This is a genomic window from Schaalia naturae, from assembly GCF_042665795.1.
Classification (GTDB): domain Bacteria; phylum Actinomycetota; class Actinomycetes; order Actinomycetales; family Actinomycetaceae; genus Pauljensenia; species Pauljensenia naturae.
The window spans coordinates 2,597,121-2,623,776 of the sequence record NZ_JBHTEF010000001.1 but is presented as its reverse complement, the minus strand read 5'-3'; the positions used below and the strand labels follow the sequence as shown (position 1 = coordinate 2,623,776).

Here is a 26,656-nt window from a genome sequence, read left to right as displayed (position 1 = left end):
CCCGGTCCGCACGCTCGCGGCATCCGGGAGGGGAGTCCCGGGAATCGCGGCGGTCATTCGGGATCCCGGGGCACGTACTCATAGGTGTCCTCGCCGAACTCGTCGACGTTCGTCGCGTCGACGATCGTCGGAGGGACGTTGATCTCCCGATCGACGGCCTTCCCCTCGGTCACGAAGCTCTTGATCGCGTTGATCAGCTCGACTCCGACCTTCTTCGACCCGGTGTCCACGGTCACCGCGAGCTCGCCGTTCTTGATGGCCGCATTCCCGTCGGCGGTGTTGTCGTACCCGGCGACGATGATGTCCTTCTCCGTGCTCATCGTCTTGATCGCAGAGACGGCGCCAAGCGCCATTTCGTCGTACATCCCGTAGATGATGTCGATGTCGGGACTCGCAGTGAGGATGTTCTCGGTGACCTCCTGACCCTTGGCCCGGGTCCAGTCCGCTGTCTGCGAGGCGACGACCTCCAAGTTGGCGTGGTCCGCGATGGCGTCCTTGAATCCCGCGAGCCGCTGGTCGTTGAGAAGGCCGGGATACCCCTCGAGGATCCCGATCTTCGCGTCCTTGCCGGCGGTGTCGTCGACGACCCATTCGCCGATGAGGTGGGAGGCGTCGTACTGGCTGTATCCGATGTTGCTAACGAAGTAGGCGTCGTCCTCGTTGACCTCCGCCATGTTCGTGAGGAAGACCGGGATTCCAGCCTCTGTGGCCTTCTTCATGTAGGGGAGCATCGCCTGCTCGTCCTCGGTCGACAAGACGATGGCGTCGACGCCCTTGGCGATGGCGTTCTCCATGATGCTCGGCTGCATACTCAGCGACTGGTCGTTCGACGCGGGCGCCTGGACGTCGAGGGTCGCGAAATCGCTCCCGCCGAGCCGGTCGATCTGTTCCTGCATCCCGTACTGCGTCATGGTGTACTGCGTGTTCATGGTGATGGGGATGTAGGAGATCGTCAGCGGGCCGTCCTTGCTCAGAGGAGCGATGGCGCTCTCCCCCGGCGAGGTCCCCGACTCGCTGCGGGAGCCGGACTGGTCTGAGGCTGACTGGTTGGATGTGCTGCAGGCCGCGAGCATGAGCAGGGGGATGACGGCGCCGGGCAGCAGGTGCAGGTGGTTCGTGCGTTTCATCGGTCTTCCTTTCTCGCATTCCGAGGACCGCCTTGCCGGCCCCGTGTTGTCTCTGGAGGCGTTCCGCGTCTCGGAAGGGACAAGATGTCAACCTCTGCTCGCCCAATTGTTCTGACAAAATGCGACATCGATCGACTTCCTCGTCTCAGACATGTTCAGACATGCGACAACCGGCCATTGGAGCGCCGGTGGCGCGAGACGCGCTCACGTCCCCGAGAGGGGTCCGCAACACCGGCCCGACCGGCTGCCACATATGGAATGCTACTTAAAAGTAGCGAATGTCGCAAGAGGGTCCGTTAATGTCAGGTGTTTTGGACCCTGTGGACAGCCTCCCGGAGGTGCGCATGCCGACGACGAGGATGTCCCTGACGGCGCGGCGAAGATCAGAAGGGGGGCGAACGTGGTGGATGAGCAGGATCGCGCGGCCGGCCGGCAGGCGGGCGCATGCCCCCCGTGGTGCACGGTCCGCCACGGGCGGAGCGATCCCCCGGAGGATCGCCTGCACCAGAGCAGCGGCCTGGCGGTCCCTGTCATCGCGAGGTCCGGCACAGCGGAGCCCGAGACCTTGGGGGAGGTCCGCGAGTTCGTGGTGGTCGTCTCCCGGAAGGGAGGACGCGGGCCGACGTGGGTCTACGTGGGGGATGGCGAGGAGCAATGGCTGGAGATCGACGCCCAGACGATGTCCCGGGTCGCCGAGGTCCTCCGACAGGTCACCGAGGAGCTGACGTAGAGCTCTCCCTGCCGGGTTCGGCCGGCGCGCGCCCGTGTCCGCCCGGCCCCCGTTCTCTCATCCGCCGACGCCAGCTCCCAGCCGCAGGTATGTCGCCGAGTGCCCGGGAAGCCAGCCGGGAACGGACGGGACCATCTCGATCCGCTCCTCCGCGGGGACCGCTGACAGGTCGACCATGGTGGAACGATGATTGACGATCACGACGTGGCGACCGAACCGCGCGACCTCGACGCCCTTGCTCGGAGGCAACGGCGCGGACGCAGGGGACCCGAGGATCGCCCCGACCGGTGTCCGGTCGAACAGCACGACGGGATGCACGTCGCTCTTCCCGTATCGCGGCGGCACCGCCGGCATCGTCCGCCGGGAGTAGGCGTACCCGTACTCGAACCCGAACGAGTACACGGCGCCCCGCCCCACCTGTGTGCGCGCGAGCGCCGCGGCGCGCGACCCGTGGTAGACCGCCAGCGCCTCGTCCGTCGAGTCGTAGGCCACGGTCGACCATCCGTGGGGGATCACGCCCTGCTCCTCCCAGTCGATGCAGTCGAAGGGCACATCGCGCCCCCCGATCCCGAAGGCGCCGTCCGCCAGGGCGTCGTGCGGACCGTGGAGGACGGTCCCGCCCGCCTCCGCGAACTCGCGCACCGCCCGCTCCAGCGTCTCGTCCCGGTCGAATCGGTACATCGAGTTCGTCGGGATCACCAGGTGCCGGTACCCGCTCAGGGCGCCGGCGGCGATCTGGTCCTTGTGCAGGATGTCCACCTGCCACCCGAGGTCCGTGAGCTGCCTGTACCACCCCAGGAGGTCCATGCGATGGCGGCCGCCCTCGTCCACCTCGAGGGGCTCGTAGAGGCTCATCTCCGCCGGGAATACCAGGGCGACCTCCTTGTCGCGCGGAGCGTCGATCAACGGGATGACCCTCTGCGCCCACAGGTTCCCGTCCCGCACCGACTGCTTGAAATCACGGCCCATCCGCCACAGGACGCCCCCGTCGTCGAGCCCCGAGTACCCGTAACTGTGCATCCGGCGCGCTCCCCCGGCCACCTCCGTGGCGATCGCCTCGCCGGGAGCGACCACCGCGTAGATGTCCTCGTTCACGTGCCGGCCGAGATAGAGGCCTCCCGTGAAGTCCCTGCCCTCGTTGGCGCAACGCGCGATGGACGTCTCCACGGACAGGACATAGGCGTCGGGCCGGTCCTCGGCGTCCAGCGGAGCGGCGATGACCATGGCCGAGTCGACATGACGCGCGATCCTGTAGACATCCAGCGCACGCTGCCCCGTCTGCCACACCCCTCGTCCAGGAGGGTTGAAGAAGTACCCCCATTGCTGCAGCACGGGCTCGGAGAACACGCGCGTGTCCCCGGATGACCAGCAGCGCTCCATCGCCGCGAAGTACTCCACCGTCAGCTCCGCGAGGTATTCCTGGTTGTCGAGCCATCGGAACAGATCCGGCGTCTCGCCGCTGAAGTCCGCCGCCGTCGGGCGGGCGCAGCCGGCCGAGCTCAGCTCCTCGGGTCGCAGCCAGTAGTCGCGGGGACCGAGGTCCTCGAAGCTCCTCGCGTCCAGGCCGTACCTCCGGTTCAGCGCGCCGATGTCGTCGGCGTAGTGCCGACGCAGCCACGACAGGTAATGCCGCCGCCCCTCCTCGTCGAAACTGGGTTTGGCCATCGGGTCGAACATCGTCTGGACGACGGGACGGCCGTCCGCGCTCCGGCGCATCCCCCTGCCGTACAGGCCCAACAGGCCCCTCACATGATCGACCATCGTCTGACGCGCCCGGGCAGACCAGTACTTGTAGGTCCCCAGGGACTCGCCGTCGACCCCGATGGCGTCCTCGCCGCGGACGGGCGGCACATCGCGGATGTTCGGATAGAGGTTGTCCCCGCAGAAGTACAGGGCGAGGCACGTGTAGTCCATGCCCCGCAGGGCGGACTCCGACATGATGAGCTCCTGCATCGCCACGTACGCGCTGGCCGGCTCTCCGCGATAGCGCGCGAAGAAGTCCTCCCACGGCTTGGAGTCGAGGTTCACCGTGGTGAAGCCCAGATCCGCCGTGTCCGCCAGCCCCTCGCGCACCGCCTCGACATCGGAGAAGAAGGGCTCGAAGAAGTTGCCGAACCAGAGCTCCAGCATCGGCCGCGCATCGACGCTCATCGCATGCTCCTCCACCCTCGGTCACCGCCGCCAGGAGAGGCGGACGGTCGCAACCTGGAGAGGCCGCAGGCCCAGGACGACGGAGTCCCCCTCGACGTCGAGCGCGCGCTCCTCCCGTTCCAGGAGGTCCGTGAGAGCAGCACGGGCGATCTCCTCGCTGACGTGCAGCCGGATCCTCGCACGGCCGCCGAGAGCCTCGTAGACGCGGAGGATGACGTCGCCGCTGCGGTCCTGGGCAAGCTTGACGGTGTCCAGCACGGCGCAGCCGAGCTCATTCTCGGGCCTCACCAGGGGCTCGACCGGACCCGCCGCCTCCACCAGACGGGGCGGGCAGTTGACCTCGTAACCCGCTGCGATCACGTCCTCGAGTCCCTCCCCGACCACGATGCGGGTCCGGAAACGGTGCCGGCCCTGGTCCGCGTCGGGATCGGGGTACTTCGGCGCGCGAAGGAGGCTCTGACGGATCACGGCGGCCCGGCCCGAGTCCGCCTTCGTGACGTCGTGCCCGTAGGTCGAGTCGTTCACGATCCCCACCCCGAACCCGGGCTCGTCGATGTACACCCATCGGTGGGCGCACACCTCGAATCTGGCCTCGTCCCAGCTCGTGTTCGTGTGCAGCGGCCGGTTCAGGTGGCCGAACTGGATCTCCGAGGCGAAGTGGTCCGAGCGGATGTCGACCGGGTAGGCGATCTTCAGCAGATGCTCCGACTCGTGCCAGTCGACATCGCACGACACATCCACCTGCGCCCTGCCTGGGACCAGGCTGATGCTCTGAGACAGAGCGCTGTCGCCGAACGTGCGCTCGACCCTCACCGTCGGCTCCGCCGATCCGCCGTCCAGCCAGACCGCGTCGGCGCCCAGCAGGGGCCGTCCGGTGCCGGCCGCGATCGGATCCAGATCCCACGCGTCCCATTTCGCCGGGTTGTCCCGGAACAGCTGCGGGACGCCGGCCTTCTCCCCGTCGGGGACGACCTCCCGGCCGAGGGCCACGTGGACGAGCGAGTCGATCGCGCCGTCACGGCCCACATGGACACGGACCTCGCCGTTGTCCAGCGTCCATCCCGCGGCGTCCTCGACGGCGACGGTGCGGGATGCCGGGGGCACCGCCGCTCCCACGCCGCCAGCCGGCACCCCGGCCGCCGGAAACGGCGTCGAGTTCGCCGAGGCCATGACGGAAGGCGCTCCGGTGTCGCCCACGCCGCACAGGCTCCCCAGGGCAGACGCCGTGATCTCCTCGGTGTCCCGCTCGATCTGGGCGTACTTCTGCTTGAACTCGTCGTAGACCCACCCGATCGCGGAGCCTGGCAGGATGTCGTGGAACTGCCCCAGCAGGACCGTGCGCCACAGATCGGCCAACCGGTCATAGGGGTAGGGGGCGCCCCGGCGCACGCAGGCCGTCGCCGCCCAGAGCTCGGCCTCGTGGAGCAGCGCCTCCGAGCGTCGATTGCCCCGCTTCGTGTCCGCCTGAGAGGTGAAGACCCCCCGGTGCAGCTCCAGGTAAAGCTCCCCGCTCCACACCGGTGGGCGGGGATCCGCCGCCTCGCTGGCGGTGAAGAACGCGGCGGGCGTCCCCACCGAGACCCTCGGGGACCCCTCGAGATCCGCCGTGCGGCGGGCCGCCTCCATCATCTCCCGGGTCGGGCCGCCGCCCCCGTCGCCGTAGCCGAACGGCACCAACGACGTGTTCGCGCGCTCCGGGCTGGTGAACTGGCGTTCCGCACGGTCGAGGTCCGCAGCGGACAGGTCGGAGTTGTAGGTGTCCACGGGCGGGAAGTGCGCGTACACGCGGCTCCCATCGATCCCCTCCCACAGGAAGGAATGATGGGGCATCCGGTTCGTGTCGTTCCAGGACAGCTTCTGGCTGAGGAACCATCCGCAGCCGGCCTGCCTGGCGATCTGGGGGAACGCCGCTGAGAAGCCGAAGGAGTCCGGGAGCCACACCTCGTGGGTCTCGACGCCGAATTTCTCCCGCATGTACTGCTTTCCCTCGACGAACTGGCGCACCAGCGATTCGCCGGAGGGCATGTTCGTGTCGGACTCGACCCACATCCCTCCCACGAGGACGAACCGGCCCTCCTGGACCGCCGCGCGGACCCGGGCGAAGAGCTCAGGATAGTCGCTCTCGATCCAGGACAGGTGTTGGGCCGCCGGGCATGCGTACACCAGATCGGGGTACTCCTCCATGAGGCTGAGGACGTTCGAGTAGGTCCTCGCCACCTTCCGACGGGTCTCCCGCAGCGGCCACAGCCACGCCGAGTCGATGTGGGCGTGGCCGGTCGCCACCACCGCGTGCGCCGATGCCGCCGCCGGGCTCGCCAGCGCCGGGCGCAGCGCCGACCGTCCGGCCTCCGCGGTCGAGCCCACGTCGTGCGGATCGACGAGGGCGAGCATGGCATCCATCGCCTCAAGCACCCGGCTGCGCCTCGGGCGGTCCGCGGGCAGGACGTCCACCAGGCCGCGGAGGGCCCTCAGGTCCTGGAGCAGGCTCCACACGGTCTCGTCCCTCTGTGTCAGGAGGAAGTCACCGCGCCGGTACTGGCAGGCGGACCCGGCGGTCTCCCGGCGTCCCAATCCGGTCGGCAGGAACGACTCGGCGCCGCTCCGAGCCAGATCGGGGTTCCCCGCCGCCTCAACGTAGACGACCACCCGCTGCCCGGCGATGGCGCGCACCGGGACATGCGCGTTGCGCGGCTGGATGCCCTTGATGATGCGACCGTCGGCGTCCCATGCCGTGCCCTCGGCCTGGAATCCCGGATTGGCCCGCGTGAACCCCAGGTCCACTGCGAGCTCCACGAGGCCGTCCTCGGCGCGCCACGTCGCGGGGACCGTCGTCTCGAGGCGGAACCACGTGGTCGACCACGGTGCCCCCCAGGCCTCCCCGGGCTCCGACGGCCGGTAGTCGGCCCGGACCGCCTCGGCGAAGGGCACCGGCTCCCCCGGTGCGTCCCACCGGAGGACGTCGACCGGGATCGCGTGGGCATTCACCGCCGGGACGATTCGGTCGTGGACCAGGCGATCGATGCGATCGACGGTGAGACGTGCATGCGACTCGTTCATTGCTTTGACTAGATCCTTCTCTTGTCCGTCACGGCCGGGCCCGCATCCACAGGCCGGCTTCGTTGTCCTCCGGCGCGGAGGCGCACAGCGCTCGCCGCCGTCTGCCGGCCCTTGTCATCCCTTCACCGAGCCGGCCATCGTTCCGCGGACGATGTAGCGCTCCAGCAGGAAGAACACGGCGAGCGGGATGATCATCGACACGAACGCCCCGGACGTCAGCAGGTGCCATCCGACGCCGTTGGTCCCCGCCAGGTTCGCCAGGCGCACCGTGAGCGGAGCCGCATCGGCGTTCCCGCCGACGAAGGTCAGTGCGATGAGCAGGTCGTTCCAGACCCAGAGGAACTGCAGGGTCGCATAGGAGGCGATGCCGGGCAGCATCAGGGGGAGCACCACCCGGAGGAAGATCGACACGTCGCTGGCCCCGTCGACCCGTGCCGCTTCGATCAGCTCCTGGGGGATCTCGGACATGAAGTTGTGCAGGAGGAAGACGGCCAACGGCATCGCGAAGATCGTGTGCATGATCCAGATCGGAAGGAACGGCGAGATCGAGCTGAGATCGATGCTGACGGAGATCCGCAGCAGTGGGATCAACGCCATCTGGACGGGGACGATCTGCAGCCCGAAGATGATCAGGAAGACGACGTCCTTGCCCTTCCATTCCAGGAAGCAGAACGCGTAGGCCGCCATGAGTCCCAGGGCGAGGGGGATGAGGACCGACGGGAGGGCGATCACCAGGGAGTTGATGAAGTAGTCCGCCAGCCGCCCCGACGAGCCGGATCCGAAGAGCACGGTCTGGTAGTTCTCCAGGGTCAGCGACGGGTTCGAGAAGACCGTCCACCAGCCCGTCTTCTTGATGTCATCCGGTTGCCTGATCGACGAGACGAACAGGCCGATCGTGGGGATGGTCCACACGAGGGCGACGACGACGGCCACCGCGCTGGCGGCTCGGCTCGAAAGCGTCTGGCGGGCCCGGCCGGCTGCCGCGGATATCGAGGAGCTCTCTCTCACTAGCGGATCTCCTTGTTCTTTCGCATCTGCACGGCGTTCCCGATCATCACGGGCAGGACCAGCACCAGCAACAGGACGGCGACAGCCGCACCCTTGCCCGGCTCGGAGTACTTGAACGACTGGTCGTACATCATGTTGGCGAGCACCGTCGTCTGGAACTGCCCGCCCGTCATGGTGCGGACCACATCGAAGAGCTTGAGCATCGCCACCGAGATCGTCGTCAGCGAGACGACCAGGGACGGGCGCACCAGCGGGATCGTGACGCGGGTGAGGATCGTCCACCCTCCCGCGCCGTCCAGGCGGGCCGCCTCGATCACCTCGGCGGGGATCGACTTGATCGCGCCCGACATGACGATCATCGCGAACCCCGCCTGGGTCCACACGACGACGACCATGAGGAAGAGGGAGTTCCAGGGCGTGTTGACCAGGAACTGCTGCGGCGTGAGCCCCAGCCACACCAGGACCTGGTTCAACAGGCCGATCTGCTCCTGACCGCCCTGCCGGTAGGTGTACATGAACTTCCAGATGACCGACGCCCCGACGAACGAGATCGCCATGGGCATGAAGAGCATGGCCTTCAGGATGTTCTCGTACCTGGACTTGTCGACCAGGAGCGCGTATCCGAATCCGATGACCACGGAGAAGATCGGGACCAGGACCACCCACAGGAACGTGTTCCGCAGCCCGATCAGCGCCCCGGAGTCCGTGAAGACCCACTTGTAGTTCTCCAGCCCGACGAAGCCGCTGCCGTCGGAGTTGAAGAACGACTGCCACGCGGTCTGGACCGCTGGATAGACGAGCCCTGCCAAGGCGAACACGATCGCGCCGCCGGCCAGGACGAGGGGTGTGGCCCATTTCTGCCACCTCCTCGGCAGCCTCTCAGAGAACGCGCCCATCCCCAGGAGCAGCACCACGATCACCGCGAGCACCCCGACAGCGCCGAGCAGGTGAAGCAACTTCGTGACCACGTCACTCATCCGATCGCCTCTTTCTGAGCAGTCGTCCGGAAGGCCGCCCCGGTCCGGGAACCGGGGCGGCTACCGGCGTGTCTCGTATCAGTTGTCCGCAGGCCAGCTGGACTCGATGTTCCCGAGGGTCTCCTCGGTCGAGGCTCCCTGGATCCAGCTGAGCATCTCCGTCCAGAAGGTGCCGGTGCCCACCGTGGACGGCATGAGGTCCGAGCCGTCGAACCGCAGCACGGAGTCAGGATCGTTCAGGATGTCGAACCCGCTCTTATCGATCGCGGAGGGGATCAGCGACGAGTCCATGCCCGAGTTCGAGCTGATGTATCCGCCGAAGGGGGCCCGGTCGTTCGCCCACTGGACGCTCGACACGTAGTTCTGGAACGCCTGGACCTCCGGCCGGTCGGAGAACGCGGCGGTGAACTGCCCGGAGACGGTCACCGGGTTGCCGACCTCGTCGTTGACCACGGGGAACGGGAACGCATAGACGTCCCCTTCGGGATCCACGTTGACCGAGTCGTCGAACAGGGAGACCGCGGTCCCCGCCGCCAGGTGCATGCCGCACTCACCCGTCGTGATGGGCAGCGGCGCGTCGGCGTTGGACGTCGACACGATCGAGGAGGAGTCCCCGAACCCCCCGTTGACATAGTCGTTGTTCTTCAGGATCTTGCCCACGAGATCGGTCGCTTCGACCACCGAGGAGTCGTTGAACGGGATCTCGTGGTCCACCCACTTGTCATAGGTCTCGCCTCCGGAGTTGGCCAGCAGCAGCACCTCGACCCAGTCGGTCAGCGGCCACCCGCTGGCACTGCCGGACTCGGCGCCCTCGCACCACGGTTTCATGCCGTCGGCCGCCATCTGGTCCGACAGGGCGATCATCTCGTCCCAGGTCTCCGGAACCGTGTATCCGTGCTCGGCGAAGAGACTGGGGGAGTACCAGACGAAGGACTTCACGGCGGTGGTGAAGGGCGCCGCATAGAACGTGTCGTCCACCGTCCCGTACCCGACCATGTCCGCGTTCCAGCCTGCCTCCGCGTTCTCCTTCGTCTGATCCGGAGCGGGGACCAGATCGCCCGACTCGGCGAAGCGCTGCATCAGGCCGACCTGCGGGAAGATGACCACGTCAGGCGCATTCCCGGCCTCGACCTGCACGACGACCTGGCTCTCGAAGTCCGAGTCGCCGTTGTACTGGACATCGATTCCGGTGCACTTCTCGAAGGCCGCCCACGACTCATCATTCAGATCGGCGTCGTTGCCCACGAAAGACCCCATGACGCTGACCACAGCGTCGTCGAAATGACCGTAGTCCGCATAGGCTGCGCAATCGGCCGACGCCGATCCCGACTCCTCATCCGAGGCGTCGGACTGCCCGCCGTTCGAACAGCCCGCAAGAGCCACGAGCGCGGCGGCCGCGCCCACGGCGGCCATCACGGTCCCACGCCTTCTCACTTGTCCCACCATGTGCCCCAAGACCTCACTTCCTTGTATGTCCATCCCCGTGTCGAGCACCAACGCTCCACATTCACACAGGTCAGAGTCCGTTCTTCGCTCCGACAGATGTTAATATATCATCTGGATTTACTCAGAGTCAACGAGCTTGTAGCATGGGTCGCATGGCGCTCGGAGCGTCCGAGGAGGGATGGTCAGTGAACCTGCCAGATGTGCGCACCCGGTCCCTGCGTCGGGGATCGAATCTCCCCCACGTCGCAGACTTCAACGCCAGCGTCGTCCTCGGAGCCGTCCGACGCGCTCCGGAGGGGATCGCCAGGACCGAGATCAGCGAACAGACCGGTCTCACCGTCCAGACGGTGTCCAACATCACCCGGCGCCTGCTGTCCGAGGGACTCCTGATCGAGGGCGGACGAGTGACCGGCTCTCCCGGCAAGCCCCGAACGCTGCTGAGGATCAACGCCCCTGGCCGGTTCGCCATCGGCATGCACGTCGACCCCGCGGTCCTCACCTACGTCCTGCTCAATCTCGACGGCACGATCATCGCGAAGTCGCGTGTGCGCAACCCCTCGGACATCAGCCACGAGGAGCTCGTCGAGGTCTCCAGTTCCGAGGTCGAGTCGTTGATCTCCTCCTCCGGCATCGAACGCCGCCGGATCACGGGCCTCGGGATCGCCTCCCCCGGCCCGATCGACACGAGGCTCGGGATCGTCGTGGACCCTCCGCACCTCAAGGGGTGGAAGCGCGTCCATCTCCGCCAGGACCTCCAGGAGGCCACCGGGCTCCCCGTGATCCTCGACAAGGACGTCACCGCGGCCGCCGTCGCGGAGCGCTGGGCCGGCGCCGCGGCCGAGAGCGCCGACTTCCTCTTCCTCTACCTGGGCACCGGTCTGGGGATGGGGATGGTCATCAACGACATCGTGGTCCGCGGATCCTCCGGCAACGCCGGGGACATCGGCCACATCATCACGGGGCAGGGCACGACCGTGTGCACCTGCGGCCAACGGGGCTGCCACGGTCAGGCCGAGTGCGTCGGAGTGATCTGCTCCCCAGTCACCCTCGTCTCCCAGGCCATCGAGCGCGGGATCATGGCGCCGAGCCCCTCGCTGCCAGCCGGCGAGGCTCTCACCCGTTTCCCCGAGCTGTGCGACCTGGCCAGCCGGGGCTCGGCCGAGGCGAAGGCGATCCTCGATCACGCGGCCCTGCGGCTCGGCGAGTCCCTCAGCCAGGTCTGCAATCTCATGGACCCCGAGCTGGTCGTCGTCGGGGGCCCGGCATGGACCCCGGCGGCCGACCACTACCTCCCACGCCTCCGCCAGTCGGTGCAGTCGCAGTCGGTGGCGGGCGACATCCACCAACTCAGGCTCGTCGGCACCAGCATCGGTGACGACGTCGCCGCCGTGGGCGCGGGTTGCCTGGTCCTCGACTCGATCTACTCCGCACGGCCCGACTCGCTGATGGTGTCGTAGCGTGCGCCGCCCGGTTCCCTGATAGGCGCAAAACCCATACAATCCTTGTATGAGCACGCAGACTCTCAACATCTCGCTTCCCCAGGAATTGGTCGCAGAGATCGACACCCGAGCCACGCGAGACTACGCCTCGCGCAGCGAGTACATTCGCCGCGCCATCGTCAACCAGATCCGCACCGAGCGCAACGTCCAAGCCGTGCTCGATCGCGCGAACGCCCGCGGACACCAGATGGGTATCACGTCCGAACAACAGGTGTACGACCTCATCGGCGGCTGAGGCCTGCTGTGCGTGTGGTCATCGACAGCAATGTCTGGATCTCCGCCTTGGTGTTCGGCGGTTCTCCACGGCGAGTCCTTGAACAGACCCTCCGCGACGGGGACTCCATCGCACTCAGTGCGGAGATCGTCACCGAGGTGCGTCGAACTCTGATTTCGAAGTTCCCCGGCTTTCTCGAGGACTTCGACTCCCTGCTCGCGGCCATGGCGCCAGTCCTGCTTCCCGTCCGACTCGGTGATCTCACCGTCAGGATCTGCCGGGATCCGGATGACGACAGGGTCCTTGAGACCGCGATCCTGGGCGCCGCCTCATACCTCATCACCGGCGACCGAGACCTCCGTGTGCTGGACGGCCATCGGGGGATCCGCATCGTCACACCCGCCGAGTGGCTCGAGGCACCCACCGGAGGAGAGGTCCGCCGGCAGCCGCCGCCCTCGTCCTCGTGACCGCTCCGTGACACTGCGATGATGGGACCACCCGATGAGGAGGAACCCATGGCGGTGCTCGATGTCCGTTTCTACTCCGAGGCGCTGCAGGTCTCGACCGCGATGACGGTCATCCTGCCGCAGCGCCCCCGCACGCAGATCGGACTGGGCTCGCCCGGCGGACCCGCGAGCGCGCCGAGCGGCCCCGCCGGGGACCCGCCAGTGCTGTACCTCCTCCACGGCCTGGGCGACGACGAGTCCGTCTGGCTGCGCTACACCACCATCGAGCGCTGCGCCACGCAACGGGGCCTCGCCGTCGTCATGCCGCGCGGCGGACGCAGCTTCTACCAGGACGAGGTCCACGGCGCGCCCTACTGGGCCTTCCTCTCCCAGGAGCTGCCCGAGATCGTCCACGGTTTCTTCCACGTCTCGACCCGACGCGAGGACACCTTCGTGGCGGGCCTGTCCATGGGCGGCTACGGCGCGATGCGGTGGGCGCTCACCGAGCCCGGGCGCTTCGCCGCGGCCGCCAGCTTGTCCGGCGCCCTCGATCTCGCAGCCCGAGCGGGGGCGGCGCCCTCTCCCGCGCCCGGCGACGAGGGCGTCCCCGCCGCGGGGGACCCGGATGCCGCTTTCCTCGCCTTCGCACCCGATGTCCGCGACCGCGTCTTCGGCGGCCGCTTCGAGCCCGGCGGCGACAACGACCTCATCGCGCTGCTCGCCGGCGCCGACGGGCCCGGCTTGCCCGCCCTGTGGGTCTCCTGCGGACGCCGGGACGCCCTGCTCGCCCATTCGCAGCGTTTCGTGGAGGCCGCCCGGGCGGCCGGGGCCGATCCGCACGCCGAGTATCCCGACGGGACACACGAATGGGGGCTGTGGGAGGCGCAGATCCACCGCGTCGTCGACTGGCTGCCCCTGCGCTGAGCGGGTGCCGGCGTCGACCTGCCATCCCGGCGGGACCTCCGTAGTCTGGAGTCGGCCCGCGCCAACGGGCCGCACCACCCGCACCGACCCAGGAGGTCCCCACCATGACCGACACGACCCCAGCGAAGGTGGCGTTCCTGCTCAAGCGGGGCGTCGAGCAGCCGGAGCTCACCGAGCCCTGGGCCGCAGTCCGCGACGCCGGCTTCACGCCCGTCCTGGTCTCAGAGGAGCCGGGGACCATCACGGCTCTCATCGGGGACTGGGACCGCGGCGACGACTTCCCCGTCGACGTCACCCTGGACCAGGCCGACCCGGAGGACTACATCGCCCTGGTCCTGCCCGGGGGGACGCTCAACGCCGACAAGCTGCGCACGAATCCACTCGCCATCGCCTTCACGCAGGCCTTCGCGTCCGCCGGCAAGACCATCGCCGCCATCTGCCACGGTCCGTGGCTGCTCATCGAGGCCGGCATCGTGCCCGGGCGCACGCTGACGTCCACACGCCGCATCGCCACCGACCTGACGAACGCCGGGGCCCGCTGGGTGGACCAGGAGGTCGTCGTCGACGGCTCCCTGATCACCAGCCGTTCCCCACGCGACCTTCCGGCCTTCGACTCCGCACTGGTCCACGCCCTGGCGGGCGCCGTCACGGCAGGCTGACCATCTCCGGGGTGAGGTCCCGCACGGAATGCACGCCCAGCAGGCGCAGCGTCCGCGCGATCTCGGAGGAGAGGATCTCATTGAGACGGTCGACGCCGCGCTCCCCGCCAGCCATCAGCCCGTAGAGGTACGCCCGTCCCAGGAACACCGATCTCGCCCCCAGCGCCAGCGCGGCGACGATGTCCGCGCCGGAGGAGAATCCCGTGTCGACGAACACGGACAGGCCCGGAAGCGCCTCCACGACCCGGGGCAGCAGCTGGATCGGCACGACCGCGCGATCCAGCTGGCGTCCACCGTGGTTGGACAGGACGACGCCGTCGGCCCCGGCGTCGGCCACACGCCGCGCGTCGTCGAGGGTCTGGATGCCCTTGACCACGAGGGGGCCCTTCCACATCTCGCGGACGGTGCGCAGGTCGTCGATGCCGACGGTGTTGTCGAACATGTGGTTGGCGAGCTCCTCGATCGTGGAGTCCCACGAGCTGAAGGTCGCGAATCTCAGGGGCTCGGTGGTCAGGAAGTTCACCCACCAATTCGGGTGCATCGCCCCGTCGGCGAAGGTCCTCAGCGACAGCGACGGCGGGATGGAGAACCCGTTTCGGTTGTCCCGCAGACGCGCTCCCGCCACCGGCACGTCGACGGTGATGACGAGGACCTCATACCCGGCCGCGCTCACGCGCTGGAGGATCTCCTCACTGGCCGCGCGGTCCTTCCAGACGTAGAAGCCGAACCAGTTGTGCCCCTCGGGCGCGGCCTCGGCCACGGCCTCGGGTGACTCGGTCCCCATGGTCGACAGGGTGTAGGGCACGCCGAAGCGCTGCGCGGACCGGGCGACCGCGAGTTCGCCCTCGTGATGCATCATCCGGGTGAACCCGGTGGGGGAGAAGACGTAGGGCAGCCCGACCTCATGGCCGAACAGGGTCGTCGCGGTGTCCACCTCGCTGACGTCGTGCAGCACCGAGGGGTGGAACTCGATGCCGCCGAGCACCCGGCGGGCGCGACGGATCGAGATCTCGCGTTCGGCGGCGCCATCCACGTAGTCGAAGATCGACCGAGGGGTCCGCCGGCGGGCGATGGCGCGGAGATCGCCCACGTCGTAGGCCCGGGACAGGCGCCGGTGGGTGCCGTCGAGGTCCAGGGGGCGGGCGCGCAGCAGCGGCTCGAAATCTGACCACCTGGGGATGTGGCGTTGTGTTCTCATGCCTTCAGGCCTAGCGCGCCCGCCGCGCCAACGGGGAGACCGTCCGCCTGTCAACCCTCGCGCGGCCGGCCGGCAGGAGGGCGCCCGCGGGGCCGAGCCCAGCGCCGCGCTCAGGCGTCGCGCCGCTTCGTCATCCCGATGCCCGCCACGAGGGCGGCCGTGGTCCACGCGGCGAGCACCCCGTATCCCTGCCACGGGGTGAGCGCGTCGGGAGCGGTGGTGGCCGCCAGCAGCTGCCCGCCCGCCGCGGCGGGCAGGTACTCTCCCGCAGTCGCGATCCATTCGGTGGCCTGGAAGGCCCCCGCGATCGAGACGATCATCGGCAGGACGAAGAGGATCGCGACCAGCGTGAAGATCGCTCCCGTCGAGTTCCGCATGATCGCGCCGACACCCAGGGAGAACAGCCCCAGGGTCACCAGGTACAGGGTCACTCCCAGGAGGATGCGCCAGGTCGTCGCGTCCGACGCGTCGAAGCTGTAGGAGGTCCCCGCGAAGGAGGGGATGCCCACCGCGTAGGCCAGCGCCGTGGAGATCAGTCCCGTCACCGCGACGAGCGCCGTGAGCACGACGGCCTTGGCCAGCAGGACGGAGGTACGGCCCGGGACGGCGGCGAAGGTGGAGCGCACCGACCCGGTGGAGAACTCCCCCGTGACGACGAGGGCGCCCAGCACGGCCACGGCGAGCTGCGCGAAGCTCAGGCCCACCGTGATCGCCTCCATCCGGAAGCTCCCGATGGAGAGGCCCTGGTCGTCGCCGGCCATCGACAGCGACACGGCGACGAGTGCGGCGAAGGCCACCATGACCACGACGGCCACGCCGAGCGTCCACCATGTGGAGCGCAGGCCCACGGTCTTGATCCACTCGCTGCGCACCACGCCCGGGAACGTCAGACGGTAGCGCGGGGCGCGCTGGCGGGTCCGGGAGGCCCGGGACTGCTGCGGGTCGGTCGGTGCGGTCATCGCGCGTCCCCTTCCTGGGCGCCGGCCGGTTGGGAACCGGGTCGTCGATGGTCGGCGGCGTGCGACGGAAGCGCCCCGGCCTCGCCCTGCCCCGCAGGCAGCCGCTCCCCCTGGAGCGCCGTGCGGTACTCCGTCGCCTCGTGCGTGAGCTCCATGTACGCCTCCTCCAGGGTCGATCCCTGGGGTGTGAGCTCGTACAGGACGAATCCATCGCGAGCCGCGGCCTCGCCCACCTCCTCGCTGGTGGCGCCCATCACCTGGGCGGCCCCGTCCGGCAGAGGGGCCACCTCCCATCCCCGATGGGCGAGGACGTCCGCGAGCTCGCCCATCCGGGGGCTGCGAACCCGGACGCCCCTGCGGGTGGCGCCGCTGAGGATGTCGTCCAGGGGCGCATCCGCGATGATGCGGCCCCGGCCGATGACCACGACGTGGTCGGCGGTCTGGGCGACCTCGCTCATGAGGTGGCTGGAGAGGAACACGGTGCGCCCCTCCCGGGCGAAGGATCGCGCCAGGTTGCGGACCCACACGACCCCCTCGGGGTCGAGGCCGTTGACGGGCTCGTCCAGGATGAGGATCTCGGGATCCCCCAGCAGCGCGGCCGCGATGCCGAGGCGCTGGCCCATGCCCAGCGAGAAGCCCCCGACGCGTTTGTCGGCCACCGGCTCCAGCCCGGTCAGCCCGATGACCTCGTCGACCCGGGAGCGCGGGATCCCGTGCGTGGCGGCCAGGGCGCGCAGGTGGTTGAGCGCCGTGCGGCCTTTGTGGACGCCCTTGGCGTCCAGGAGCGCGCCGACGGTGGTCAGGGGGGCGGGAAGGTCCGCATAGGGGCGGCCGTGGATGAGGGCGCGTCCCGAGGTCGGGGCGTCCAGGCCCATGATGACGCGCATCGTCGTGGACTTGCCCGCGCCGTTGGGGCCGAGGAACCCGGTGACCTTCCCCGGCTGGACGGTGAAGCTGACATCGTCCACGGCGGTCTTCGCGCCGTAGCGCTTGGTCATCGCGGTGACCTCGATCATCGGGTTCCTCTCGCTGAGGCACGACTCGGCGTCCACCGCCCAGTCGCACCCAGCGTAGCCGGTGGCGGATGGTTGCCGAAAGAGGGAAGGGGCGGGTGCGCTGATCATCCATGAGACGGATTTGACGAGATCTTGGCAATTTCTAGATGATCTTCAAGTCACATGACAGCAATAACTCAGTCATGTGATCACCAAGATCCCCTCTTCACAGAAAGCCCTCCCGCATGCGCACCGCGCGTCCCGCACGACCTCCCGCGCCCCGCTTCTCGGGGACCTCCCCCCACCCCCTCCCCAGCACGAGCCCTCGCCGCGCCGTCCCGCGCCTCCTGGCGGCTGCCGCCGCAGCCGCCGTCTGGCTGCTCCCCGCCGCGCCGGCCCTGGCCGATCCCGTCATCGGCTCCATCGCCGTCGACGCCCCGGACACGGCGACGGTCGGCGAGGAGTTCTCCGTCGCCGTCTCCGCAGAGGGGCTCGAAGACCTCTACAGCTACGAGATCACCCTCGCCTACGATCCCGGCCTGCTCAGCGTCGACGAGTCGTCGACATCCACCCCCGCCGGCGGCTTCGCCGACACCGAGGCCGAAGCCGCCGACGGGGCTCTGGTGATCCGCGGAACGCGACTGGGGACCTCCCCCGGGCTGTCCGGCGACCAGGACCTGGCAACGATGTCCCTCACCGCCTCCTCCGCCGGAGCCGCCTCCCTCGCCCTGGTCTCGATGACCGCCATCGACTCCCAGGGGGAGGCGGTCGACCTGCGGGACCTCGATACCGCCGCGATCACGATCGCCGCCGCACAGGGAGGCGGCGGATCCCCCTCGCCGACGCCCTCGCCGGACTCCTCCTCGGCGGCGTCCCCCGCCCCGGACCGCCCGGATGACGCCGGCCGCGCGGACAGCGGCCCGTTGGCGGACACCGGCTCCCCGGCGATCGCGGTCGTCCTGACGGCCGCGGCGACGGCCGCCCTCGGCGCGGGCGCCGTCGCGGCCCGCGCCTCCTCCCGAAGGGGGCCGCTCCGATGAGAACACCCGACCTCGCCGCCGCGGCCCGCACGCGCCGCCCTCGCCCATCGGGAAGGAACGCCACCATGTCCTCGAAGACCGCCCCCGCGCGCGCCCTCCGTACCGGGCCGGCCGGCGTCGCGTGCGCGACCGCAGCCGCCCTGGCCCTGACCGTCTGCTCCGCGGCCGCGGCGGGGGCCTCCCCCCTCCCCGGCGCCTCCGCCGGTTCCGGGGGCGTCGCCATGCTCGCCCCCTATTACACCGATCTCGACGTCACCGGCGACCGGCAGGTCACCGCCGACGACCTCCAAGTCGTGTCCGACCACATGGGCGCCACCTCCTCCGACCCCGCCTGGACCGAGGTGTCGGCGGCGGACGCGGACGGCGATGCGACGATCACCCTCGCCGACCTCTCGGAGGTCTCGCGGCGGATCATCTACGACGACGGGCCCTTCGACATCGTGGAGGCCTCGGTCGTCGACATGCAGGCCGCCATGAACGCGGGCGTGCTCACCTCCGTGGATCTGACGACGGAGTACCTGGACCGCATCGCCGCCTACGACCGCACGGACGTCGATCCCGCGGAGGACGGCCGTCCGCTCAACGCCGTGATCTCCACCAGCGCCGCCGCCCTCGACGCGGCCGCGGCCGCCGACCGCACGCGCGCCGAGCACGGGATGACCTCGATGCTGCTCGGCGTGCCCACGATCCTCAAGGACAACTACGACACCGCCGACATGCCCACCACCGCAGGATGCGGCTGCTGGGACCAGAACGAGACGGAGACGGACGCGGCCATGGTGTCCGGCCTGCGCGAGGCGGGCGCCGTCATCCTCGCCAAGGCCAGCCTCGACGAGTTCGCCTACGGGTTCGTCTCCGAGTTCTCCGCCTTCCAGGAGGCCGGGTCGACCCTGTTGGTCGCGAGCCCATATGCGACCGCGCAGTCGGCCGGCGGGTCGAGCGGGGGCACCGGGGCGGCCGTCGCGGCCAACCTCGCGGGCGTCGGCTTCGGCACGGACACGGGCGGGTCGATCCGCGTCCCGTCGTCGTACAACCAGCTCGTCGGGATCCGCCCCACCGTGGGGCTGACCAGCCGCGACGGGATCGTGCCCCTGGCCCTGTCCCAGGACACCGGCGGACCGATCGCCCGCTCCGTGACCGACGCCGCCTTGGCCCTGGACGCCGTCGTGGGGATCGACGAGGCCGATGCCGCCACCGCGGCGCAGGAGGGACGGGTCCCCGAGTCGTACACGTCGTCGCTGGATGCGGACGCCCTCAAGGGCGCCCGCATCGGATACGTGGCCTCGATGATCGGCTCGAATCCGACCACTGTGCGCCTGTGGGAGCAGACACGGTCCGCTCTGGAGGCCGCGGGCGCGACCGTCGTCGAGGTCGCCCCGCCGACCGCCTGGGCCGACGGCGCCCTGCCCCAGGGATTCCAGAGCGTCCTGGCGGAGCCGTCCGGGTCGACCGCCGAGTTCCGCCACGATCTGGCCGGCTATGCGGCGACACACCTCTCCGACCAGGTCCAGGCCCGCACCATCGACCAGATCCTCGCGTCCGGCCGGTTCGTCACCTCCCGGGAATCGGTCTACGTCCAGCGCGCCGCCGTCACGGAGGACCAGTACCAGGCCTGGGCCGGGCCTGATGGGACGCACACGCGGGCACTCGCCCAGGGCCGGCTGCTCGTCACGCAGATGCTGGACGACGCGGATCTGGACGCCCTCGTCTACCCGAGCGGCAACCCGTACTCGACCCAAGGCACCAACCTCCGGCTGAGTCCGAACACCGGGATGCCGGCCGTCACCGTCCCGATGGGGCAGGCCGTCGAGTCCGACGGCACGATCCCCGGCGCGGGCGTCAACCTGGAGTTCCTCGGCCGGGCCTTCGACGAGCCGACGCTCCTCGGGCTCGCCTACTCGCTCGAGCAGTCGATCGACGCGCGAACGACCCCGGCCCTGTACCCGGACCTCGGGTGAGGACGGCGGGCGGGGCGGTCCGAGACGCCGCGGACGCCCCGCCCGCCCCATCACGTACCATCGGCCCATGGGTTGGCTCGCCGTGGCCGTTGCCGTTGCCGTCGTCATCATGGTCGTCGTGCTCTCGCGGCGCCGCGATGTCGTCGAGGAGCCCTGGCGCGACGACACGGACCTGCGCGGCGTGTTCGGACGTCGGTCCCGTGCGGCGGCGCCGCCCTCGTCCACCGCGGGGAGCGCACGGGGATCCGTCCCCTTCTCCCCCGATCCCGACTACGCGTCGATCCCCCGGTCCGAGTACCTCTCCCCCGCCGCGGAGGCCCGGCGCCTGCGCGTCGTCGACGGGATGCCCAACGTCGGGCTGCGCCGCGAACGGGGGCAGCTCGTCCTGGCCCTCCTCGACGAGGGCGGCGCCGCAGGCCGCGCGCTCATCGACCCGGAGTCGGCGGCACTGCAGGGCCTGGGCCTCCACGTGTTCCGGCCGCGCGGCCTGAGCCTGCACGAGCCCGCCATCGAGGCGGCCGCGCTCCATCCACCGGCTCCCGTCGTCCTCCGCCGCGAGCCCGCCGATCCCGATTTCCCCGACGCCATCGACGTGTGCTCCGCGGAACCGGGCGAGGCTCTGCTCGGCTCCGTCGACCGTGCGCACGCCGCTGTGCTCGCCCCGCTGATGGACGCCGGTGAGGAGCTCTCCGCGATCACGCTCTCCGGGCCGCGCGCCGGCCGGTTCGGGACGCCGGTCGCCGTCCTGGCGGCGCGTTCCAGCGTCCTCGACGCGCTGCTGCTGACCCTGCGCTGAGAGCCGGGCGGCGACGCTCGACCCGCCGCACGGCACTCAGCCGGCCAAGGAGCGGGACCCCTCCTTGACACGTTCCCCGAACCGGGGATAGCTTCAGTCCGTTCTTCTTTTGGCAGTCGAATGAAGATCTCGATGGAGGGTCTCAATGGCCAGGACCAATGACGTGCGAGCCAGCAACCGCGAGGCGGTCATCCGCGTCTTCCTCCGGGAGCCCACGGTGGCCCGCACCGACATCGCGGCCTTGACCGGGCTCAGCGCGGCGACCGTCTCGAGCATCACCGCCGAGCTCATCGCCGAGGGCGCCGTCGTGGAGACGGGCGACTTCGAGGCCACTCGGGGACGGCCCAAGCTCCTCCTGGGGCTCGACCCCGAGTTCGGGGAGATCGTCGTCTTCCAGATCATGCGCTCGGGCGTCACCGCGACCCACTTCGACCTCCGGATGGCCATGACGTCCATGGAGACCCTCTGCGACTACCTCCCCGACGGCGACGCCTTCCACACCCTCGCGCTCTCGCATCTGAGGGGATCCGCCGGATCCCGACGCCTGCTCGGGATCGGGCTGTCACTGCAGGACGACATCAACGAGACCGACCTGTCCGTCATGTACTCGACGACGGTCTCCTCCGACGCGATCCATCTCAAGGACCTGCTGGAGCTGGAGCTCCAGGTGCCGACGGTGGTCGAGAACTTCGGGAACCTCGTCCCGCGCGCCGACGAGGAACTCGCCTCCGCGCTCGCCCCGGATGCCCGATCCGACTACCTGGTCATCCAGGAACCCTCGATGAGCGCCTCCGTCACCGTCGGCGGCAAGGTGATGAGCGTCCTCGGATCGGACAGCTTCGACATCTCCCCGTTCTTCTCCCAGCAGACCCTGCAGCTTCGCCCGATCCTCCCCTCCGAGGGCACGGAGGCGGATCCCGCCGCGCACGGCCTGCTCACCGCCATCTACGCCCTGCTGGTCCTCTTCCCCGTCCGGGCTGTCGTCGTGCGATCCGACATCTGGAACGCCGCCCCGATGAGGCGCGCACTCCGCGACCTGTGGGACCAGCTGCCGCTTCCGCGTGAACGACCGCGCCTGGCGACGATCTCGGAACCCTCGCAGGTCGACCGCCTGAGAGCCCTGGCCCGCCAGATCCTGGCCCAGACACTCGTCGCGGCCTAGGGCGGGCACACCCACACAACAGAAAGAAAGAACATGAGCGCATTCTTGGAGCTCCTGACGGGACCGAAACTGGCTCTCGTCGTCTCCCTGCCCTCGAACGACCTCGACATGGCCCGCGCGGCACTGGACAACGGCGCGGACGCCATCAAGGTCCACGCGAACGTCTGGCACCGCGCCAGCGGCCACACCTTCGGCGCCTTCTCCGAGCAACGCCCCTTCCTGGAGGCCCTCATCGACCTGGCGGGACCGCGCCCGGTCGGCCTGGTGCCCGGCGCGAGCGAGGCCTTCGTCAGCCCACATGAGTTCGACGAACTCGCCGACATGGGCCTGGGCTTCTTCTCGGCCTACGCGGACGACCTGCCCCCGTTCGCGTTGAGGCCGTCGAGCGTCACCCGGATGGTGGCCATCCACGACGACTACACCCCCGCCGATCTGCGCGGGATCCGGACATGGGACGCCGTCGACGTCGTGGAGGTGTCCGTCATGCCGGGCTCGACCTACGGCAGCCCCCTTCGCGCGACCGACCTCCTGCGGTACCGCGCCATCATCGACGGCTGCGGCAAGCCGACGCTGGTCCCCACCCAGCGCGCGATCAGTCCCGACGAGGTCTGGGCCCTGCGATCAGTGGGATTCAACGCCGTCATGATCGGCGCCGTGGTGATGGACAGCTCCACCGATCCCCATGCCGTGGGCGCCGCCACGGCCGCATTCCGAACCTCGATCGACTCCCTCTGACTCCCTGACCGGAAGAGAAGACCATGTGGCAAGCAATCCTCATCATCATCGCCTTCCTGGTGATCGCCGCCCTGATGATCGCCCGGAAGATCCCGACGCTCCTCGCCCTCCCGCTCCTGGCGGTCCTGATCGCCGTCATCGCCGGCGTGCCCCCCATCTCCACCGATGCCGACGGGAACGCTGCGGGGTTCCTCAACCTGGTCATCGAGCAGGGAGCCGTCAGGATGGCCTCCGCCTACTGCGCCGTCATCTTCGGCGCATGGCTGGGACAGCTCCTCAACCGCACCGGGGTCACCGAGACCCTCATCAAGAAGTCAGCGGAGCTCGGGGGCGACCGCCCGCTCGTCGCCGTCCTGCTCCTGTCGGTGGTGACCGCGCTCCTCTTCACGGTCCTGTCGGGACTGGGCTCCGTGATCATGGTCGGCTCGATCGTCCTGCCGATCTTCATCTCGATCGGCATCCCCGGAGCCGTTGCGGGATCCATCTTCCTGCTCGCGTTCTCCACCGGGCTGTGCTTCAACATCGCCAACTGGCAGGTGTTCCAGTCGATCTTCGGCCTGGACACCTCCGTGATCCGCAACTTTGAGATCGTCATGGCGGTGGTGACCGCCGTGGCGACGCTGATCTTCATCCTGCTCCAGTTCCGCAGGAACGGCGTCCGAGCCGGATTCTCCGTCCCCGCGGCGCCGACCAAACCGACGCTGAGCGGATGGCGGGCGCCCCTGGCCATGATCACCCCGCTGATCCCGATCGTCCTGGTGGCCGTCCTGGACGTCCCGATCATCTCCGCGTTCATCGTCGCGATCCTGTGGATACTGGTCTTCACGCAGGTCAGTTTCAAGAAGGCGATGAACACCCTGACCAAGACCTGCTACGACGGCATCACGGACGCGGCTCCGGCGGTGATCCTCATGGTCGGCATCGGCATGCTGTACATGTCGGTGACCCATGCCTCGGTCCAGACCGTGCTCACCCCGCTCATCGCCGTCATCACGCCGAAGAACGCCATCGTCTTCGCGATCTTCTTCTCGGTGCTGGCGCCCCTGGCCCTCTACCGCGGTCCGCTCAACCTCTTCGGCTTGGGCTCCGGCCTCGCCGCGCTCATGGCCGGGACGGGGCTCCTGCCCGTCCAGGCCGTCATGGGCGGGTTCCTGTCGGCCGAACGCGTCCAGAGCGTCGGGGATCCGACCAACACCCAGAACGTGTGGGTCGCCAACTACGTCAACGTCGATGTCAACACGATCACCCGGATGCTGCTCCCCTATCTCTGGGGGATCGCCATCATCGGGACGATCTTCACGAGCGTCGTCTACTTCTGACGACGCCCCCGGGCGGACGGGCGCGGACGGCGGGCGGGCCGTCGTCCCGTCCCGCTCCGCCCGGACGAATCGACACCATCCACGACTCAGGAGAGACAACAGATGAAGGTACGCATCGGGATCGATGTCGGCGGGACGTTCACCGACGCGGTCGCCCTGGACGACACGACATTCGAGCTGGTCGACTCCGTGAAGGTGCCGACGACCCACACCGCCGCGGAAGGCGTGGCGGCCGGCATCGTCATCGCCCTCCACCAGCTGATGGAGAAGGCCTCGATCGCGCCCGACGACGTCGTCTTCATCGCCCACGGCACCACGCAGGCCACCAACGCGCTCCTGGAGGGCGACGTGGCCCCGGTCGGGATCGTCACGCTCGGATCGGGCCTGGAGGGCATGAAGGCCCGATCGGACTCGCAGATGGGCGACATCGAGCTCGCACCCGGGAAGTACCTGCGCACGACGAACCGGTACATCGACCTCTCCTCGGAAGGGGACCTGAGCCAGGCCATCGACCAGGCGATCACGGAACTCTGCGACCAGGGCACCGCCCGCACCGTCGTCGCGGCCGAGGCCTTCAGCGTGGACGACACCGCGAATGAGACGCTCGTGGTGGACCGCGCCCGGGAGCACGGCGTGCCCGCGACCGCGTCCAATGAGATCTCCAAGCTCTACGGACTCAAGATCCGCACCCGCACCGCCGTGGTCAACGCCTCGATCCTGCCGAAGATGCTGGAGACGGCCGACATGACGGAACGCTCCATCGAGCGGGTCGGCATCGGCTCCCAGCTCATGGTCATGCGCTGCGACGGCGGGGTGATGACCGTCGACGAGGTCCGCCACCGCCCCATCCTGACGATCCTCTCCGGCCCCGCCGCCGGGGTCGCCGGGGCCCTCATGTACGAGCGCGTCACGGACGGGCTGTTCTTCGAGGTGGGAGGCACATCCACCGACATCAGCTGCATCAAGGACGGAAAGGTGATGGTGACCTACGCCCAGGTCGGCGGCCACCGCACCTACCTGAACTCACTGGATGTCCGCACCGTCGGCGTCGGCGGGGGATCCATGATCGAGATGTCCGCGGGACGTCCCGTGGCCGTGGGCCCGCGCTCGGCGCACATCGCCGGGCTGGACTACGAGGTCTACACGGACCCCCTCCGGAACCCGGAGCTCATCACGGTCCAGCCGATGGACGGCGACCCCTCCTACGCGGCCGTGCGCTCGGCCGACGGCGTGACGCGGGCGCTCACCCTGTCGGGGGCGGCGAACATCGCGGGCTACGTCCGCCCGGAGGACTACGCCTCCGGCAGCGCCGAGGCGGCGCGCATCGCCTGGGCGCCGCTGGCCGCCGCGATGGGGATGAGCGTCGAGGACGCCGCCCGCGCGGTCCTGGATCTGGCAGCCAGGAAGAACTCGGCCGTCGCGGAGGCGCTGCTGGCCGACCACCGGATGGACCCGAGGACCACCGTGTTCATCGGCGGAGGGGGCGGGGCGTCCACCGTGGTCCCGCACCTCGCGGCCACGATGGGGCATTCCCACCGCCTGGCCCGCAATGCCGCCGTCATCTCGCCGATCGGAGTGGCGCTGGCCATGGTCCGCGACTCCGTCGAGCGCACGATCGTCAACCCCTCGCCAGACGACATCGTCCAGGTCCGCAACGAGGCCTGGACGCGCGCGGAGAACTCCGGGGCCTCCCCCGACACCATCGAGGTGAGCGTGGAGGTGGACACGCAGAGGAACCTCGTCCGCGCCATCGCCATCGGCACCACCGAGATGCGCACCAAGGACCGGTCCCAGGCCGCTCTCCCCGATGACGAGATCCTCCGGGCATGCGCCGAGAACCTGGACATTCCCGTGTCGGACGTGCGCGAGACGGCGCGCTCGGCGGGCCTGCGGGTCGTCCGCGGCACGGTCACCAAGAAGTCCATCTTCGGCCTGTTCAAGACGTCGTCCAATCCGATCAGAGTCGCCGACGACCACGGCGTGATCCGCCTCCAGAAGGCGGGCGGCCAGGTCGTCCAGACCACGGGCCGGGAGTGGCAGAAGGACGTGCGAACGCTGGTCGAGGACATGACCGAGTACAACGACGGCGGTGTCACCCTGCCGAACACCTACGTGCTCGCGCGCAGCAGGGTCGTGGACCTCTCCGGCCTGCAAGACCTCGACCAGCTGGTGGGACTGGCGGCCATCGAGCTCTCCTCGGTGGCCCCGGACGAGCAGCTGGCCGTCATCGCGACGGGCCACGCCGACTGAATGGGA

The 26,656-nt window shown here is 69.2% G+C and carries 22 protein-coding genes; 13 read left to right on the top strand and 9 right to left on the bottom strand.

Translation table 11 applies throughout. The features are described 5' to 3' along the window. Nucleotides 1-53: 53 nt before the first annotated feature. On the bottom strand, nucleotides 54-1,127 hold the full coding sequence (locus ACFQWG_RS11600; protein WP_380975490.1) for a sugar ABC transporter substrate-binding protein: 1,074 nt from the start codon (nucleotides 1,125-1,127) through the stop codon (nucleotides 54-56). A 400-nt stretch (nucleotides 1,128-1,527) separates the two neighbouring features. On the opposite strand from ACFQWG_RS11600, the gene ACFQWG_RS11595 reads away from it, so the two are divergent. Beyond that, nucleotides 1,528-1,857 (top strand): DUF6907 domain-containing protein, encoded by a 330-nt coding sequence (locus ACFQWG_RS11595; protein ID WP_380975488.1) that lies wholly within the window; start codon nucleotides 1,528-1,530, stop codon nucleotides 1,855-1,857. Between the two features lie 57 nt (nucleotides 1,858-1,914). On the opposite strand, the gene ACFQWG_RS11590 is transcribed toward ACFQWG_RS11595, so the two are convergent. The 5 genes from ACFQWG_RS11590 to ACFQWG_RS11570 form a co-directional block, all read right to left on the bottom strand. Then, the gene (locus ACFQWG_RS11590) at nucleotides 1,915-4,008 is read right to left on the bottom strand and encodes a beta-galactosidase trimerization domain-containing protein (protein WP_380975486.1); all 2,094 of its coding nucleotides are present in this window, start codon (nucleotides 4,006-4,008) and stop codon (nucleotides 1,915-1,917) included. A gap of 21 nt (nucleotides 4,009-4,029) precedes the next feature. Next, the gene (locus tag ACFQWG_RS11585) at nucleotides 4,030-7,065 is read right to left on the bottom strand and encodes an alpha-mannosidase (protein ID WP_380975484.1); all 3,036 of its coding nucleotides are present in this window, start codon (nucleotides 7,063-7,065) and stop codon (nucleotides 4,030-4,032) included. Nucleotides 7,066-7,179: 114 nt separating this feature from the next. After that, complete coding sequence (locus tag ACFQWG_RS11580) at nucleotides 7,180-8,073, bottom strand: carbohydrate ABC transporter permease (RefSeq protein WP_380975482.1); 894 nt, start codon at nucleotides 8,071-8,073, stop codon at nucleotides 7,180-7,182. Continuing rightward, entirely contained in the window at nucleotides 8,073-9,050 is a 978-nt protein-coding gene (locus tag ACFQWG_RS11575) for a carbohydrate ABC transporter permease (protein ID WP_291500498.1), read from the bottom strand. Before ACFQWG_RS11575 ends, ACFQWG_RS11580 begins: the two co-directional genes overlap by 1 nt. 78 nt (nucleotides 9,051-9,128) lie before the next feature. After that, nucleotides 9,129-10,484, bottom strand: coding sequence for an ABC transporter substrate-binding protein (locus tag ACFQWG_RS11570; protein WP_380975479.1), 1,356 nt, complete (start codon nucleotides 10,482-10,484; stop codon nucleotides 9,129-9,131). Nucleotides 10,485-10,681: 197 nt separating this feature from the next. Between ACFQWG_RS11570 and ACFQWG_RS11565 the strand changes: the two genes are divergently transcribed. From ACFQWG_RS11565 to ACFQWG_RS11545, 5 genes are all read left to right on the top strand, one after another. Further along, complete coding sequence (locus ACFQWG_RS11565) at nucleotides 10,682-11,953, top strand: ROK family transcriptional regulator (RefSeq protein WP_380975477.1); 1,272 nt, start codon at nucleotides 10,682-10,684, stop codon at nucleotides 11,951-11,953. 49 nt (nucleotides 11,954-12,002) lie between these two features. Beyond that, on the top strand, nucleotides 12,003-12,230 hold the full coding sequence (locus tag ACFQWG_RS11560; RefSeq protein WP_380975475.1) for a ribbon-helix-helix domain-containing protein: 228 nt from the start codon (nucleotides 12,003-12,005) through the stop codon (nucleotides 12,228-12,230). A 14-nt stretch (nucleotides 12,231-12,244) separates the two neighbouring features. Continuing rightward, complete coding sequence (locus tag ACFQWG_RS11555; RefSeq protein ID WP_380975473.1) at nucleotides 12,245-12,676, top strand: putative toxin-antitoxin system toxin component, PIN family; 432 nt, start codon at nucleotides 12,245-12,247, stop codon at nucleotides 12,674-12,676. A 48-nt stretch (nucleotides 12,677-12,724) separates the two neighbouring features. Next, on the top strand, nucleotides 12,725-13,579 hold the full coding sequence (locus tag ACFQWG_RS11550; RefSeq protein WP_380975471.1) for an alpha/beta hydrolase: 855 nt from the start codon (nucleotides 12,725-12,727) through the stop codon (nucleotides 13,577-13,579). Nucleotides 13,580-13,683: 104 nt separating this feature from the next. Next, nucleotides 13,684-14,238: a type 1 glutamine amidotransferase domain-containing protein gene (locus ACFQWG_RS11545; protein WP_380975469.1), complete on the top strand. Its 555-nt coding sequence runs from the start codon at nucleotides 13,684-13,686 to the stop codon at nucleotides 14,236-14,238. Here the strand turns inward: ACFQWG_RS11545 and ACFQWG_RS11540 are convergent. From ACFQWG_RS11540 to ACFQWG_RS11530, 3 genes are all read right to left on the bottom strand, one after another. Further along, nucleotides 14,225-15,436 carry an alpha-hydroxy acid oxidase gene (locus ACFQWG_RS11540; RefSeq protein ID WP_380975467.1) on the bottom strand — a complete coding sequence of 404 codons (1,212 nt, stop codon included), beginning with the start codon at nucleotides 15,434-15,436 and terminating at the stop codon, nucleotides 14,225-14,227. The genes ACFQWG_RS11545 and ACFQWG_RS11540 overlap by 14 nt on opposite strands. Before the next feature lie 110 nt (nucleotides 15,437-15,546). After that, nucleotides 15,547-16,395 (bottom strand): hypothetical protein, encoded by an 849-nt coding sequence (locus tag ACFQWG_RS11535; protein ID WP_380975465.1) that lies wholly within the window; start codon nucleotides 16,393-16,395, stop codon nucleotides 15,547-15,549. Beyond that, nucleotides 16,392-17,411, bottom strand: coding sequence for an ABC transporter ATP-binding protein (locus ACFQWG_RS11530; protein ID WP_380975463.1), 1,020 nt, complete (start codon nucleotides 17,409-17,411; stop codon nucleotides 16,392-16,394). The genes ACFQWG_RS11535 and ACFQWG_RS11530 overlap by 4 nt, the downstream gene beginning before the upstream one ends. Nucleotides 17,412-17,635: 224 nt before the next feature. Here ACFQWG_RS11530 and ACFQWG_RS11525 point away from each other — a divergent pair, with 224 nt between their 5' ends. From ACFQWG_RS11525 to ACFQWG_RS11495, 7 genes are all read left to right on the top strand, one after another. After that, complete coding sequence (locus tag ACFQWG_RS11525; RefSeq protein ID WP_380975461.1) at nucleotides 17,636-18,430, top strand: cohesin domain-containing protein; 795 nt, start codon at nucleotides 17,636-17,638, stop codon at nucleotides 18,428-18,430. A gap of 65 nt (nucleotides 18,431-18,495) precedes the next feature. Continuing rightward, the gene (locus ACFQWG_RS11520; protein WP_380975459.1) at nucleotides 18,496-20,388 is read left to right on the top strand and encodes an amidase family protein; all 1,893 of its coding nucleotides are present in this window, start codon (nucleotides 18,496-18,498) and stop codon (nucleotides 20,386-20,388) included. 67 nt (nucleotides 20,389-20,455) lie between these two features. Beyond that, on the top strand, nucleotides 20,456-21,184 hold the full coding sequence (locus ACFQWG_RS11515) for an HIRAN domain-containing protein (protein ID WP_380975457.1): 729 nt from the start codon (nucleotides 20,456-20,458) through the stop codon (nucleotides 21,182-21,184). A gap of 145 nt (nucleotides 21,185-21,329) precedes the next feature. Continuing rightward, a complete protein-coding gene (locus ACFQWG_RS11510) occupies nucleotides 21,330-22,346 on the top strand; it encodes a hypothetical protein (protein ID WP_380975455.1) in 1,017 nt (338 codons plus the stop codon). 33 nt (nucleotides 22,347-22,379) lie between these two features. Continuing rightward, the gene (locus ACFQWG_RS11505) at nucleotides 22,380-23,081 is read left to right on the top strand and encodes a hypothetical protein (RefSeq protein WP_380975453.1); all 702 of its coding nucleotides are present in this window, start codon (nucleotides 22,380-22,382) and stop codon (nucleotides 23,079-23,081) included. Between the two features lie 23 nt (nucleotides 23,082-23,104). Beyond that, entirely contained in the window at nucleotides 23,105-24,400 is a 1,296-nt protein-coding gene (locus ACFQWG_RS11500) for a C4-dicarboxylate ABC transporter (RefSeq protein WP_380975451.1), read from the top strand. A 102-nt stretch (nucleotides 24,401-24,502) separates the two neighbouring features. After that, nucleotides 24,503-26,650, top strand: a complete 2,148-nt coding sequence (locus tag ACFQWG_RS11495) for a hydantoinase/oxoprolinase family protein (protein WP_380975448.1) — start codon at nucleotides 24,503-24,505, stop codon at nucleotides 26,648-26,650. The last annotated feature ends 6 nt before the right edge of the window (nucleotides 26,651-26,656 follow it).